Annotated in this window: 13 protein-coding genes and 1 pseudogene; 3 read left to right on the forward strand and 11 right to left on the reverse strand. The window is 62.2% G+C overall.

Features of this window, described 5'->3' with window-relative positions:
* Nucleotides 1-3: 3 nt before the first annotated feature.
* The 7 genes from G552_RS0106350 to G552_RS0106375 all read right to left on the reverse strand — a co-directional run bounded on the left by G552_RS0106350 (nt 4) and on the right by G552_RS0106375 (nt 6223).
* Nucleotides 4-1371, reverse strand: coding sequence for a hemolysin family protein (locus G552_RS0106350; RefSeq protein WP_027882270.1), 1368 nt, complete (start codon nt 1369-1371; stop codon nt 4-6).
* A gap of 104 nt (nt 1372-1475) precedes the next feature.
* The gene (locus tag G552_RS0106355; protein WP_027882271.1) at nt 1476-1880 is read right to left on the reverse strand and encodes a diacylglycerol kinase; all 405 of its coding nucleotides are present in this window, start codon (nt 1878-1880) and stop codon (nt 1476-1478) included.
* Nucleotides 1880-2326, reverse strand: coding sequence for an rRNA maturation RNase YbeY (gene ybeY / locus G552_RS0106360; protein WP_036270395.1), 447 nt, complete (start codon nt 2324-2326; stop codon nt 1880-1882). Before ybeY ends, G552_RS0106355 begins: the two co-directional genes overlap by 1 nt.
* A gap of 3 nt (nt 2327-2329) precedes the next feature.
* On the reverse strand, nt 2330-3322 hold the full coding sequence (locus tag G552_RS0106365; protein ID WP_027882273.1) for a PhoH family protein: 993 nt from the start codon (nt 3320-3322) through the stop codon (nt 2330-2332).
* Nucleotides 3292-3813, reverse strand: a complete 522-nt coding sequence (locus tag G552_RS15990) for a hypothetical protein (RefSeq protein WP_084640387.1) — start codon at nt 3811-3813, stop codon at nt 3292-3294. The genes G552_RS0106365 and G552_RS15990 overlap by 31 nt, the downstream gene beginning before the upstream one ends.
* 69 nt (nt 3814-3882) lie before the next feature.
* Nucleotides 3883-4875, reverse strand: a complete 993-nt coding sequence (floA, locus tag G552_RS0106370; RefSeq protein ID WP_027882274.1) for a flotillin-like protein FloA — start codon at nt 4873-4875, stop codon at nt 3883-3885.
* Nucleotides 4876-4948: 73 nt separating this feature from the next.
* The gene (locus G552_RS0106375) at nt 4949-6223 is read right to left on the reverse strand and encodes an NfeD family protein (protein WP_027882275.1); all 1275 of its coding nucleotides are present in this window, start codon (nt 6221-6223) and stop codon (nt 4949-4951) included.
* A gap of 87 nt (nt 6224-6310) precedes the next feature.
* Here G552_RS0106375 and G552_RS0106380 point away from each other — a divergent pair, with 87 nt between their 5' ends.
* Together G552_RS0106380 and G552_RS0106385 are read left to right on the forward strand one after the other, a co-directional pair.
* Nucleotides 6311-7123, forward strand: coding sequence for a shikimate dehydrogenase (locus tag G552_RS0106380; protein ID WP_027882276.1), 813 nt, complete (start codon nt 6311-6313; stop codon nt 7121-7123).
* Nucleotides 7120-7707 carry an IMPACT family protein gene (locus G552_RS0106385; RefSeq protein WP_027882277.1) on the forward strand — a complete coding sequence of 196 codons (588 nt, stop codon included), beginning with the start codon at nt 7120-7122 and terminating at the stop codon, nt 7705-7707. The genes G552_RS0106380 and G552_RS0106385 overlap by 4 nt, the downstream gene beginning before the upstream one ends.
* A gap of 3 nt (nt 7708-7710) precedes the next feature.
* Here the strand turns inward: G552_RS0106385 and G552_RS0106390 are convergent, their stop codons facing one another.
* From G552_RS0106390 to G552_RS0106405, 4 genes are all read right to left on the reverse strand, one after another.
* Nucleotides 7711-9441, reverse strand: coding sequence for a ribonuclease J (locus G552_RS0106390; protein ID WP_027882278.1), 1731 nt, complete (start codon nt 9439-9441; stop codon nt 7711-7713).
* A gap of 78 nt (nt 9442-9519) precedes the next feature.
* Nucleotides 9520-11661, reverse strand: a complete 2142-nt coding sequence (pnp, locus tag G552_RS0106395; protein ID WP_425411433.1) for a polyribonucleotide nucleotidyltransferase — start codon at nt 11659-11661, stop codon at nt 9520-9522.
* A gap of 315 nt (nt 11662-11976) precedes the next feature.
* A complete protein-coding gene (gene rpsO, locus G552_RS0106400; protein ID WP_027882280.1) occupies nt 11977-12246 on the reverse strand; it encodes a 30S ribosomal protein S15 in 270 nt (89 codons plus the stop codon).
* A 64-nt stretch (nt 12247-12310) separates the two neighbouring features.
* Nucleotides 12311-13468, reverse strand: a complete 1158-nt coding sequence (locus G552_RS0106405; RefSeq protein WP_036270396.1) for an MFS transporter — start codon at nt 13466-13468, stop codon at nt 12311-12313.
* A 73-nt stretch (nt 13469-13541) separates the two neighbouring features.
* On the opposite strand from G552_RS0106405, the pseudogene G552_RS16240 reads away from it, so the two are divergent.
* Nucleotides 13542-13706, forward strand: a pseudogene (locus tag G552_RS16240) (IS701 family transposase); the annotation flags it as partial.

Raw genomic sequence — 13706 nt, forward strand, 5'->3', positions numbered from 1 at the left:
GAGCTAAGCCTCCGGGGTGAGGGGCTGGGTGGTCTCCTCACGCGGGGCAGGGGTTTTGCGCTCGGCCCGCACCCGCTCGATACCCCGGGGGTCGGCCGCCTCTACCGTGAAGCGGTAGGGGCCGTACTCGAGCTGCTCCCCCACCTCGGGGATGTGCCGGAAGGCGTTCATCAGGAAACCCGACAAGGTGTCGTACTCCCCTTCGGGTAGCTCGATGCCCAGCTTTTCTGAAGCGTCTTCCAAGGGAATTGAGGCGTCCAGCACGAAGACCCCCTCGGCCACCTCCTGCACCGGGGCTGCTTCTTCCTCGTCCGACTCGTCGTAGATTTCCCCGATGATTTCCTCGATGATGTCCTCGAGGGTGATCAGGCCGGCAGTGCCCTTAAACTCGTCCACCACAATGGCCATGTGGGTTTTGCGCCGCCGCATCTCCCGCAACAGCTCGCGAGCCCCCATGGTCTCGGGCACGAAATAAGCCGGATGACAGACGCTACCCACTCGGATGGCATCCAGTTCTTTTTCGCTATAGTCCAGCAGATCCTTGCTGTAGGCGATGCCGATGATGTTGTCGATGGTCTCTTGGAAGACGGGCACCCTGGAGTAGCGGTGCTCTCGGGCGGTGTTCCAGAACTCCCGCAAGGTGGCCTCGGCAGAGATGGTCACCATCTCCACCCGGGGCACCATAATCGAGCGAACCGGGGTCTCCTCGAGGTCGAGAATCTGGCTGATGATCTCTCCCTCGCTCTCGTCCAGCACCCCTTGCTTGGAGGAGGCCTCCACGATGAGCTTAAGCTCTTCTGCCGAACCCACCATGGAGTGGGAGGGGGCTTCGCGTAAGCCCAAGAGCCGCAGAAAGAAGTTGCCGCTTTGGGTGAAGAGCCAGACCAAAGGGGCGGTTAGGCGCTGGAACAGGTTGAGCGGAAGGATGGCCAGGCTGGCTACCTGCTCGGTGCGCTGAAGGGCAATGCCTTTGGGGATTAGCTCGCCAAAGAGCACGGTGAAGAAAGTGATGATAATCACCGAGAGGGCGAAGCTGAAGGTAGATAGCAGGCTGCTCTCAGCGGCCATAGCGGCCTGGGGCTGTCCGAACAACGCAGCGATGCCGGCTACAATCAGAGCGGTTACATAGGGCTCGCCAAAAGCCCCCAGAATCAGGTTGGTCGCGGTGATGCCAAGCTGGGTGGTGGCGATGTAGGTATCGAGCTTGCCGATGGCCTGTTTGAGCAGATGCCCCTGCCAGGCACCGTCTTCTGCCATCTGTTCTACGCGGCTACGCCGGATCGCCACTAGGGAGAACTCCGCGGCCACAAAAAATGCGTTGACGAGGATGAGTAGAACGATGATGCCAAAACTGCCAGCGATGCTTTCCATAAGGTTCGCGTCCGGCCCCTGCAGAACTAGCTTGCCCTGGAGCGCTCCAGGGCCGTGCCACGGCTAGGTTGGGCGGGGGAGTCCATACGCTACTAACAGGGAGTCTACCACAGGCCCAGGCGCTCCACAAGCGGCGGCAAGAACAGCAAAACCCCGATCAGAACGGCAATTATGCAGACAATTAGCACTCCCCCTGCTGCGATGTCCTTGGCGGCTTTGGCCAGGGGATGGTAGTGTGGGGAGGCCAGGTCGACCACCGCCTCGAGGGCGGTGTTGAGCAGCTCCAGACCCAGCACCAAAGCCAGCAGGAGCAGCACCGGCACCAGGTTCACTTGCAGCCAAAGCGCCATTCCCAGGGCGAGAGTGCCTATGTAGACCTCCAGGCGGAAGTTGCGCTGGTTCTTCCAGGCATAGCGCAGTCCGGCCCAGGCATAGGCAAACGAGGCTCGCAGACCCCGCAGGGGCTGGGGATCGGTACTGGGCTTGGGTGGGGGCGGTAGGGTGGACATCAGAGCTCGAGGATGCGGGCCTGAACCTGGCGGAATCCGGCCCATTCCGCCTCGCTGGTGTGGTCGTGGCCCAAGAGGTGCCACAGCCCGTGGGCGGCCAGTACTTTGACCTCGTCGAGCAGCCGGTGGCCCTGTGCTTTAGCCTGGCGCTGGGCGGTTTCCAGGCTGATTACGATATCCCCCAGGTGTGGTGGCATGAAGGGGTCGCCTGGCTCGTAGGTGGGGAAGGAAAGCACATCGGTAGGGCTGTCTTCGCCCCAGTGTTGGCGCTTGAGGGCACGAATTTGGCTGTCGTTGGTTAGGACCAGGGTAAGGGCCTTGTCCGGGTGGCCTAGCTCGCGCAATAGACCCGAGAGCGCCCGGCGCAGGGCAGGGCGCAGGCCCCGGGGCAGGGGGGTGTGGGCCACTAGGTTCACCTGGGCGCTTGGGGTTGGGGGAGTACGCATGGCTCAACCGGGCTGTCGTTCGCTTTCGTGCTCGTAGCTCTCGTAGGCCTTGATGATGCGGGCTACCAGGGGGTGGCGCACCACATCCGACTCTAAAAAGCGCTGCTGGGCGATGCCCTGGATGCCCTTTAGGATGCGCAGCGCCTCCACTAGGCCGCTTTTCTGAGCCTTGGGTAGGTCAATCTGGGTAATGTCGCCGGTAATGACCACCCGGCTGTTGAAGCCCATGCGGGTCAGGAACATCTTCATCTGCTCCGGGGTGGTGTTTTGCGCTTCATCGAGGATGATGAAGGCATCATTCAGGGTGCGGCCCCGCATAAACGCCAAGGGGGCCACCTCTATCACTCCCGATTGGATGTACTGCTCGAAGCGTTCGGCGTCAATCATGTCGAACAGGGCGTCGTAAAGGGGCCGCAGGTAAGGGTCAATTTTAGCCTGTAGATCGCCGGGCAAAAAGCCCAGGCGTTCCCCAGCCTCCACCGCGGGGCGGGTTAGGACGATACGCTTGACCTTTTTGGCCTTGAGGAAGGCTACCGCCATGGCCACCGCCAGGTAGGTTTTGCCGGTACCGGCTGGGCCAATGCCAAAGGTGATGTCGTGGGTACGGATGGCCTCGATGTAGCGCCGTTGCCCGGGGGTTTTGGGTTTTAGCCTGCCGGGAAGGGTGATCTCGCTATCCAGGCTGGAGGCAAGGTCTTCTACCTCGGCAGGGAACGAGCCACCGCCCTCGGCTACAGCGATGACCTGCTCGAGGGTACTCACGTCCAAATCGGCCCCTTGGCGGATCAGGGTAACCAGGTCGCGCACTACCCGCTCGGCCAGGCGTACCTGGTCAGGCGCACCGGAAATTTGCACTTCCTGTCCCCGAACCACCAGCTGGGCGGGCAGCAGCTTGCGCAGGATTTTGAGGTGCTTGTCGCTATGGCCCAGCAAGGCCAGGGCTTCTTGAGAGGAGCGGAGGGGCACTACCGCTTTGGTCTGCGTACTCTTCTCCAATATCGGCTCCTGGGTTCGGCCAGTATCTGGTGCCAAACCACACCGTTCAGAATAGCATGGGGCGTGACGGAAAGGGCCCACTCCTCTGTGGGTTTGGTGGTTGTAGCGGTGGGCTTGGCCGCTATAGGCTGCGGGGGTTCTTTGACCGGACGGGGCCTCGAGCGCCCCAAGCGTTCTCGCTCGATTTCCTCGAGGGTCTTAGGTCTTGGGCTGGTCGGGGTTTTAGGCCGGGGGGTTGTGGGAGGCGAGGAGACCAAGGGGCGGGAAGGGGCCGGAGGGTTGCTCGGCGCAGCGGTGGGAGAGGCTGGGGGGCTGCTGGCCTGGGCTGGTGGGGTTGGCTGGGTGGGAGGACGCTTTTCCCCTGGCAGAGGTATCTCGTCCGGCTCAAAATCCTTGGGCACCTGTTGGCCCCGCCGCAGTAGCCCCTGCAAGGCCGGCAGGATGATGAAGAAGAATAAAAACAACAGACCTAAAAGATCGTCCAAACCCATGCAGCCCTCCCTGCATTCCCCAAGCAACCCTTCGGCTTGGTCTGCACTCGCCGCAGCCGCAGCGCTAGCCTAGCGGTTCGGCCCTTCCGAGCCAGCCTCGCCCCCTCCACTGGCCTTGCTGATAGACTCCCGCATGTCGGTATCGGCCTCGATATTTTTGAGCTGATAGTAGTCCATCACCCCCAGCCGCCCGGCCCGCAAGGCCTCGGCCATGGCTAGGGGGACTTGGGCCTGGGCCTCCACCAGCTTGGCCCGCATGGCCTCCACCAAAGCCCGGTTCTCCTGCTCGGCAGCCACCGCCATGGCCCGGCGTTCTTCGGCTTTAGCCTGGGCGATTTTCTTATCGGCTTCAGCCTGGTCGGTGCGAAGCTGGGCGCCAATATTCTTGCCCACCTCTACATCAGCAATGTCCACCGAGAGAATTTCAAAGGCTGTACCGGCGTCGAGGCCCTTGGCCAGCACGGTTTTGGAAATACGGTCAGGCTGCTCGAGCACCAGCTTGTGATCCTCTGACTGGCCAATGGAGGCCACGATGCCTTCGCCCACCCGGGCCACAATGGTTTCCTCACCCGCCCCGCCGACCAGCCGGTCGATGTTGGCCCGCACGGTGATGCGGGCGGTGGCCAGAAGCTGAATGCCATCTTTGGCCATACCGGCCACCATGGGACTGGTAATGACCTTGGGGTTGACCGAGAGCCGTACCGCGTCCAACACGTCGCGCCCGGCTAGGTCGATGGCCGCGGCGCGGTCGAAATTGAGTTTGATACCGGCTTTGTCGGCGGCAATCAGGGCATCCACCACCCGATCCACGTTGCCCCCGGCCAGGTACTGGGCCTCGAGCTTGGCGGTTTCCACCGGGATACCCGCCTTGAAAGCCTTGATCATCGGATTGACAATCTTGGCCGGAGGAACCCGCCGGAAACGCATGCCGATAAGTGAGAGCAAGGAGACATTGACCCCCGAGAAGAGGGCGGTGATCCAGAGGGGAACGGGCACCAGGTAGAAAAACAGGAAGATGGCTAAGAGGGCGATACCCGCAACGATGAGCGCACCAAACTCCATGAGAACCTCCTCGATAAGCTATAGACCAGGCTCCCGGACAAAACCAGGGCAGCTCTAGGCTACCACGGGCATATCAGGACTCCACCCGGCGCACCACCACCCGGGGGCCTTCTACTTGCACCACCCGGATGCGCTCTCCCCGGTCGATGAATTCACCCGCCGCCACCACGTCCACCCGCCGGTCGCCAAACTGGGCTATGCCGGCAGGCCGCAGATCGGTGAGGGCTTGGCCAATAGCCCCTAGCAGGGACTCGAGCTCGTTTTTGGGTGGGGCCACTTCTTCTACTGCGCTGTTGAGTACAAGTGGCCGAGCTAGCCGGGCCCGCGGCAGGAAGCGGAAGATTAAAAACAGCCCCACCGCCAGCCCGATGATGGCATAGGAGCCCACCTGCAAGGCCTCGTCGCCGAAGGTGAAGTAGATAGAAGCCCCAATAAGTCCTAGGCCCAAAAGGCCGGGGATGCCGAAGCCGGGGGTGACGAAAAGCTCGAAGGCCACCAGCAGAAGCCCCCCAAAGAGCAGGATGATGGTAAGGGCGCTGGAAAGGCCCGCCAGGTACCCGCCCAGGAAGAACAGACCCAGCGCGGTCAGGCCGATGATAGCGGGCACGAAGGTGCCGGGGGTGAAAAACTCCAGCACAAGTCCCAGCACCCCCACCGCCAGGAGAATAGCCGCAATGGTGGGGTCGGTGAGGAAACGGGCTACCCGTACCTGGGGGCCTGGTTCTAAGGTCTGGGTCTCGGTGCTGAAGCCGGCTTGCTCGAGGGCTACCCGCAAGCTGCTGACCTCGGCATCGGCCACTTTAAGCTCAACCGCTTTGCGGGCCGAAAGGGTAAGGGGCTCGCCCCGGGTGGTGATGCCCCGCACCTCCACCTCAGGATCGACCATGGCCTCGGCGATGTTGGCTGGGCGGTTACGGGCCTCGGCTACCGCGCGGAACTTGCCCTTCAGGGCCGAAATGACCTTGCGGTCGGCGGCGTTGGTGTTGCCGATGACTGGGGTAACCGTAATGGGCAACGCAGCCCCGATGTTGGAGCCGGGCAGCATCATAAGCTGTTGGGCGGCCAAGGAGATTAGCGCCCCAGCGGAAAAGGCGTTTTCCACTACGGCTAAGGTGGGCAGGGTGGAGGCCAGAATCCGGTCGGTGATGCGGATGGCGGCATCCACCCGCCCACCCGGGGTGTTGACCCGGAGAACCACCCCGCTAGCGCCCTCGCGCTCGGCCCGCTCAAAGGACTGTTCGATAAAGGTGGCCAGAGGCCCGTCGATGGTCCCTTCTACGGGGATGATGTAGGTTCGGGCCTGGCCCCAGGAGGCAAGCAGGATAGCGGCGAACAGTAGGTTTCTCACCACGGTTATCTTACCAAGTTGGCCGGGGTGGAGTGTAAGGTGAGGGTGGCTTTGGCAGCATAGCAAAGCAATGCGTACAATCTTGCTGTGAAGCTGGGCTTGATCGGATTTCCCCTCGAGCACTCCCTCTCACCGGTTATGCAGGAGGCCGCCCTTAGGTCTGCGGGTCTGGAGGGTTCGTACCGCCTCTTGGAAACCCCACCGGCCTTCTTGCGGGCCCGCTTGCAAGAGGTGCGGCGAGTGTATGCTGGGGTCAATGTGACCATTCCCCACAAAGAGACGGTGCTGCCCTATCTCGATGGGCTAAGCCCGGAGGCCCAGGCCATCGGTGCCGTCAACACCATTGTGCGCGAAGGGGATCGCCTGATCGGGCACAACACCGATGCTCCAGGGTTCATCTCCGGTCTAGATGAGGCCGGGATCGCCTATCGCGGCAGGCGGGCTTTGATTTTGGGGGCGGGGGGGGCGGCTCGGGCTGTGGCCTATGCGCTAAAGGAGGAGGGGGCCCAAGTGGCCCTTTACAACCGCACGCCAGAGCGGGCCAAGGCGCTGTGCCAGGCTTTGGGGTTGCATCTGGTGACCGTGGAATCGTTGGAGATAGCGGTGCGGAGTGCCGACCTGCTGATCAACACCACCAGTGTGGGCCTGAAGGACCCCTCGAGCTCGCCTTTGCCCCCTGGGCTGTTGCCGCGGGCTGGAGTGGTGGTGGATATCGTCTATAACCCCCCCATCACCCGCCTGCTGCGCGAGGCCCAGCAGGCGGGCCTGCCCACCTTGGGTGGCCTGCCCATGCTGGTCTGGCAGGGGGCGCTGGCCTTCGAGCTATGGACCGGTTACCGAGCGGACGTCCAGGCCATGTATGCCGCGGCCAGGGCGCAGCTTGCCCAGACCCCCATATGAGTCCAGTGCAGACCCTAGCTGCCCCCTTTCGCCTCGAGCGCGAGATAAAGCACTCCCGCTTCATCGCCCAGGCCGCCCCGGTGAACAGCCCCGAGGAAGCCCTGGCTTTTTTGCAGGCCGTGCGCGATCCTGCCGCTACCCACAACTGCTGGGCCTACAAAGTGGGCTCCCTCTACCGCTTCTTTGACGATGGTGAGCCTGCCGGCACCGCAGGCCGGCCCATTCTGGGGGCCATCCAAGGCCAGGGCTTGGACGGGGTGATGGTGGTGGTTACCCGCTTTTTCGGTGGGGTCAAGCTGGGCGCAGGAGGGCTGGTGCGGGCCTATGGGGGGGTGGCCGCCGAGTGTTTGCGCCAGGCTTCCAAGCGAACCCTGGTTCCTCGAGTACGCTGTGTGCTTCAGGCGCCCTTTGCCTACAGCAGCCGATTGTTCCCTCTTTTGCAGGGCCTCGAGGTGGAAGAGCAGACCTACGACCAGGCCGGGGTTCGCCTGGTGGTGCGCCTGGAAGAAAAGCGGCTAGGCGAGTTTGAGGAGGTGGTGCGCGATCTAACCCGAGGCCAGGCCCGGCTGCATTTGCTGGAGTAGGGCCTAGCCCTCGATCACAATGGGCAGGATAACCGGGTTGCGTCCGGTGTTTTTGGTGATGAATTTCTTCACCGGGTAGTAGATGTCGTCGCGAATCTCCTCCAGGCGCTTTTTCTCCCGGATACCCCGGTAAAGGGAGTCCAGGGCCATCTTGCGCACCTCGCCCAAAAGGCGCTCCCCAGCCTTGACAAATCCCTTAGAGATCACCTCCACCAGCGGTTCCCGGCTGACCAAAGCGGTAATGACCACCACTCCCTCTGCGGCCATGTGGTTGCGATCCTCCAGGATTTCGTCGGTGATATCGCCCACCCCCAGCCCGTCCACATAGAGCTGGCCGTGGGGCACTTTACCGTCGAACTCGATGTTTTGAGCGGTCAGCTTGATGAGCCGTCCGTTCTCGGGAATCAGGATTTTCTCTGGGGGTTGGGGGAGGCTCTGGGCCAGCCATTTCAGGTTGACCTGGTGGCGGATTTCGCCGTGCCAAGGGAGCAGAAACCTGGGCCGGGCCAGGTTCAGCACCATCTTCAGCTCCTCGTGACTAGCGTGGCCCGAGGCGTGCACACGGTAGCGCGGTGGATAGAAGACATAGGCCCCCAGCGCATACAGCTTGTTGATCACGTAATTGACCGCTTCTTCGTTGCCAGGAATGGGGCTGCTGCTGAGGATGACCGTATCGCCCTCACGGATGCTCATCTTGGCGTGTGTGCCAGTGGCCAGACGGGCCAACACCGCTTCGGGCTGCCCCTGGGAGCCGGTGGTGAGTACCAGTACCTGCTCGTCGGGTAGGTCTTTGATTTCGTCTAGGGTGTAGAAGCGGTCCTTTTGGCGAAAGTAGCCTAGCTCGAGGGCGATCCGGGCATATTTGAGCATGGAGCGCCCCTCCACCGCAACCTTCCGCCCGTATTTCTCTGCTGCCGTGACCACCGACTGGATGCGGTGGATGTGCGAGGCAAAGGTGGTCACAAAGATGCGGCCTTTAGCGGCGCCGATCACCTTGTCCAGCTCGGCGGCCACCTCGCTTTCGCTGGGAGTGATGCCAGGCCGTTCGCCGTTGGTGGAATCAATGATGAGGCAGAGAACCCCCTCGCTCCCGGCCTGGGCGATTTTTTCCAGGTGGGAGGTCTGGCCGTCGATGGGCTGCTCGTCGAGCTTGAAGTCGCCGGTGTGCACAATTAGACCGATGGGGCTGTGGATGACCATGCCGAAGTTGTCGGGGATGGAGTGGGTCATGCGGAACAGGTCGAGCTGGAAGTAGCGCCCCATGGAGATGCGGTCGTCGGGAGAGACCTCTTTGAAGTGAAAGTCTCCCGGATTAATCCCGAACTCCTCTAGCTTGGCCCGAACCAGTCCCAAGGTAAGCTTGGCCCCGTAGACCGGAACCTTGGGCAGCTGGGGGAACAGATAGGGTAAGGCCCCGATGTGATCCTCGTGGCCGTGGGTTAGAACCCAGCCTTTGATCAGGTTCTTGTTCTGGATCAGATAGTCGATGCGGGGAATGACGATGTCCACACCCAGCATATGGGCCTCGGGAAAAGCCAGGCCCCCGTCGATGATGAACATCTCGTCCTCGTATCGTATGGCGGTGATGTTTTTGCCGATCTCGCCCGTTCCGCCGAGGAAGACAATCTCCACGACGCCATCGGGCTTACCCAGGAGGATGGGCCCTTTGGCTTTGGGCCGTTCCTGCCGCCGGCGCGGCCCCCGGGGTCGGCTAAAAGGGGGGGTGTTGTTCATGCTAACTCCTGAATAGGTTGGCTCGAGGCCCACGACCGCCCCTGCTGGCCTCCTGCAGAAGGGCACAGGGCCCCGAGGCTAACGCTTGGCCGGGGGCTTGCGCGGAGCGATCAGGCCCTCGAGCTCCGGACGAATCAGATCTACCCGGCCCTGCTCGTCAATCTGGTTGACCTTGACCTTGATTTTCTGGCCCAGTTTCAGCACATCTTCCACCTTGGCCACCCGTCCTTGGGCTAGCTGGCTGATGTGCAGCAGGCCGTCTTTGCCCGGTAGAATCTCCACGAAAGCGCCAAAGTTGGTGATGCGGGTGACGGTGCCCTCGTAGATTTCACCCACTCTGGCCTCGGCCGTCTGGCTCAGGATGCGGGCCTTGGCCTCCTCAGCGGCCGCCGCATTGGCACTGTAGAGGCGGATGGTGCCGTCCGGCTCGATGTCGATTTCCACCCCCAGCTCCTCGAGCTGGCGGATGTTTTTGCCCCCTGGCCCGATAATGCCCCCGATCTTCTCGGGGTTGACCTTCAAGGTTAGAATACGTGGCACATGGGGTTTCATTTCAGCACGGTGGGTGGGGAGGGCAGCCTCCATCAGCCCCAGGATGTGCAGTCGGGCCTCGCGCGCCTGGAGCAGCGCAGCCCGCATGACATCGGGGGTCAGCCCCTTGATCTTGATGTCCATTTGCAAGGCGGTTATGCCGTCGCGGGTGCCCGTCACCTTGAAGTCCATATCGCCCAGGGCATCTTCCAGCCCCAGAATATCGGTGAGCACCACCGCCCGCTCGCCCTCTTTAACCAGGCCCATGGCTACCCCGGCCACGTGCTTCTTCAGGGGTACCCCGGCGTCCAGCAGGGCCAAGCAGCCCGCGCAGACGGTGGCCATGCTAGAAGAGCCGTTCGACTCTAGCACATCACCCACCACCCGGATGGTGTAGGGGAAGTCCTCCCGGGAGGGCAGCACGGCCCTTAGGCCGCGCTTGGCCAGGTTGCCGTGGCCCACCTCCCGCCGGCTGACCCCCCGCAGGCGCCGCACCTCGCCGGTGGCGTAGGGGGGGAAGTTGTAGTGCACCAGGAAAGGCTCTTCGGTCTCGAGGCCCAGGTCGTCTACGAGTTGGGCATCCCGCCCGGTGCCCAGGGTCACCACTCCCAAGACCTGGGTCTCGCCCCGGGTAAAGATGGCCGAGCCATGAGCCCGGGGCAGCACATCGGGCTCGATCCAGATGGGGCGCACCTGGGTGGGGGTGCGGCCATCCGCGCGTTTGCTCTCTTCCAGAACCAGGCGGCGTAGCTCCTGCTTGACGACCTCATCGAAGCCCTCAGCCACCAGCCTGCGGCGCTCGAGGTCCACGGTGCCGTCCTCCTGGGGAGGTACGAACTCCTGCAAAAGGGCCTCGGCAAAAGCCTCCAAGGCTTTGGAGCGTTCCCCTTTAGCTGCCGTCTGCAGCACCTGGGAAAGCCCCTTTTCTATGGCCCGCTGGTAGAGAGCAGCCTGGGTTTCGGCCTCTAGCTTAGCCGGTGGGGTAAAGGCGAACTTCTCTTTGCCCTCCTCGGCCCGCATCTGCTCCTGGATTTCCAGAATGGGCTGCATGCTTTGGTGGGCGAACTCGAGGGCCTCGACCAACCGCTCTTCCGAGACCTCCTGGGCTGCTGCTTCCACCATGATGATGGCCTCTTTAGAACCAGCCACCACCAGGTCAAGCTGGCTTTCCTCCTGGGCGGTGGGGTTGAGCACCAACCGGCCTTCCTTCAGGCCCACCCGTACCGCGGCAATGGGCCCCTCCCAAGGGATGTCCGAGAGCATTAAGGCCGCGCTAGCCGCGATGGGCCCCAGGATATCCGGGGTGTTTTCCTGATCGGCAGAGAGCACCGTCAGGATAACCTGAACCTCGTGTCGGAAGCCCTTGGGGAAAAGGGGCCGGATGGGCCGGTCGGTTAGCCGGGCGGAGAGAATAGCTTTTTCACCCGGTCGCCCCTCACGCCGCATAAAGCTGCCGGGGATACGTCCAACGGCATAGTGCCGCTCCTCAAACTCCACGGTCAGAGGGAGGAAGTCGGCCTGAATGGGGGCCTCTGAAGCCTGGGCGGTAGCCATGACCACTGTTCCGCCGTAGCGCACCCAGACCGAGCCGGAGACCTGCTTGGCGTATTTCCCTGTCTCGATGGTTAGCGTGCGGCCCCCCACATCCACGCTGTAGCGCTTGCCTTGGGGTTGTGTGTTGCCTTCAATCATGCTAGCTCCTGATTCTAAGAGCGCTGAACGCGCTTGTTGCCTAAGCCAGACCCTTTCCGTACCAACCCCGGGCGCACAGAATGGGGTGCGGGGTGGGCGGGAGGCTCGCCGTGAGCGCGGGGGGACGGTGTGGGCGCAGACATTGTTGTGAACTTTCAAGCGGGGTTGCTTTCCCGACCCCGCTGGCCGAGTCAGCCTCATTCTACACAATAAGCTACGTCCAGGGGTTTCCCCAGACGTAGCCTCGAGCCAAACCCTTGCGAGTGGCCGGACTCACCTACACCGTGAGGGGCCGTAGGAGCGAGAAGGGGTTTATTTGCGCAGACCGAGCTTCTCGATGAGCGCTTTGTAGCGGGCCTTGTCCTTGCTTTCCAGGTACCGCAGCAGGCGCTTGCGCTGCCCAACCAGGATGAGCAGACCGCGCTTGGCGGCCATGTCCTTTTTGTTTTCGGTAAGGTGGGTGGAAAGGCGGTTGATGCGCTCGGTGAGCAGGGCGACCTGCACCTCAGTGGAGCCGGTATCGCCAGGCTTTTGGGCGTATTGCTCGATTACGCGGGTCTTATCTTCTTTAGTAAAAGGCATGGATTGCTCCTTGTCGGGTGGGCCGCAGTCTTTTGACCGTGGCCTCCTCGTGGCTTAAGGCCAACTAGCAAGTATAGGGCTGCCGGCGGGTAGGGTCAAGTAGAAACAACACTAGGGCTAGCCCAGCAAACCCGGCTGCGGTGAAGAAGGCCACCTGGGGGTCGAACTGTTGCCACAGAAAGCCGAAGAGAGCACTAGCCGGCAGCAGGAGAAGGCCCACCAGGGTGTGGTAGAAACCAATGGCGCTGGCTTTTTCCTCGGCGGGGATGATCTGGGCCAGATAAGCCCGGCTGCTGCCCTCGAAGGCCGCACTGTAAAGTGCATACAACATGAACAGGGCGATGCCCTGCCAAGCTGCAAAGCTAAATCCAAACCCTAGGTACACCAGGGCATACAAAGCGAAGCCTCCCAGTACCAGGTGTCGGGCCCCCACCCGGTCGCCCAGAACCCCCAGGGGGTAGGCCATAAGGGCATACAGCAAATTGTAAAGGGTATATACCAGGGTAGACTGGGCTGCGCTGAGGCCCAGGTCGCTAAGCCGCAGAATCAGGAAGGCGTTGGAGGCCAGTCCTAGGGTATAAATTCCGCTGACTAACAGGAACCAACGGTACTGAGGTGAGAAGTTGGAGAGCCGTAAAGGGGGTAGGGGTCTGGCCAGGCCCCGTTTTTCCCTCAAGAAGAGTAAAAGAGCGGTGGCCAGGAGGGCCGGGAGGGCCGAGACCCAGAACACCCCGCGAAAATCCAGCAGGGGCAGAAGCAAAAAGGCCAGAAGTGGGCCCAGGGTGGCACCCAGGCTGTCCATGGCCCGGTGGAAGCCATAGGCGCGACCGTAGGTTTCCTGGGGGGTTACCTCGGCGATCAGGGCGTCTCGAGGTGCCGTGCGCACCCCCTTGCCCACCCGGTCCAAAAAGCGGTAGGCCAGCACCATCCAGGGGGCCGTGGCCAGAGCCAGCATGGGGCGCAGCAAGGCAGGGAAGCCGTAGCCAAAGAGCAGCAAGGGCTTCCTGGCGGCGATGCGGTCGGATACCCGTCCCCCTACGACCTTGAAAAGACTAGCGGTGGCTTCAGCGATGCCTTCCACCAGCCCCACTACCGTGGTCGAAGCTCCTAGGACGCCGGTGAGGAATAGGGGCAGGAGGGGGTAGATCATCTCGGAGGCGATATCGGTGAACAGGCTGACTGCGCCTAGAAGGTAGACCTCGAGGGGTAGCTTCTTCTTCACGGCCCTCACTTTACTGCTGTAGGAGTTACGCAGTTGCAGTTGACTGGACATTCTTCTGTGTGCTAGGAGGAGAGTGCTTAGCCAAGCTTCTCCAAAGGGGGTGATGCCCATGAACCCACCGAAGTGCGATGACCTGGACTACATCCACTTTCTCATCGCCGCTCAGCGGGTCTTCACCTGTACCGAGGCCGCTCGCTGTAGTCCAAAGGAGAAGAGCCCTCCCGCCCATGATGCCTTT

It is taken from the genome of Meiothermus rufus DSM 22234 (genome assembly GCF_000423425.1).
Lineage (GTDB): Bacteria > Deinococcota > Deinococci > Deinococcales > Thermaceae > Meiothermus > Meiothermus rufus.

Excerpts from the sequence above, each read along its gene's own strand:
- G552_RS0106350 (WP_027882270.1), bottom strand. The coding sequence starts at position 1,371 with ATGGAAAGCATCGCTGGCAGTTTTGGCATCATCGTTCTACTCATCCTC.
- G552_RS0106355 (WP_027882271.1), bottom strand. The coding sequence starts at position 1,880 with ATGTCCACCCTACCGCCCCCACCCAAGCCCAGTACCGATCCCCAGCCC.
- ybeY (WP_036270395.1), bottom strand. The coding sequence starts at position 2,326 with ATGCGTACTCCCCCAACCCCAAGCGCCCAGGTGAACCTAGTGGCCCAC.
- G552_RS15990 (WP_084640387.1), bottom strand. The coding sequence starts at position 3,813 with ATGGGTTTGGACGATCTTTTAGGTCTGTTGTTTTTATTCTTCTTCATC.
- floA (WP_027882274.1), bottom strand. The coding sequence starts at position 4,875 with ATGGAGTTTGGTGCGCTCATCGTTGCGGGTATCGCCCTCTTAGCCATC.
- G552_RS0106385 (WP_027882277.1), top strand. The coding sequence starts at position 7,120 with ATGAGTCCAGTGCAGACCCTAGCTGCCCCCTTTCGCCTCGAGCGCGAG.
- G552_RS0106390 (WP_027882278.1), bottom strand. The coding sequence starts at position 9,441 with ATGAACAACACCCCCCCTTTTAGCCGACCCCGGGGGCCGCGCCGGCGG.
- rpsO (WP_027882280.1), bottom strand. The coding sequence starts at position 12,246 with ATGCCTTTTACTAAAGAAGATAAGACCCGCGTAATCGAGCAATACGCC.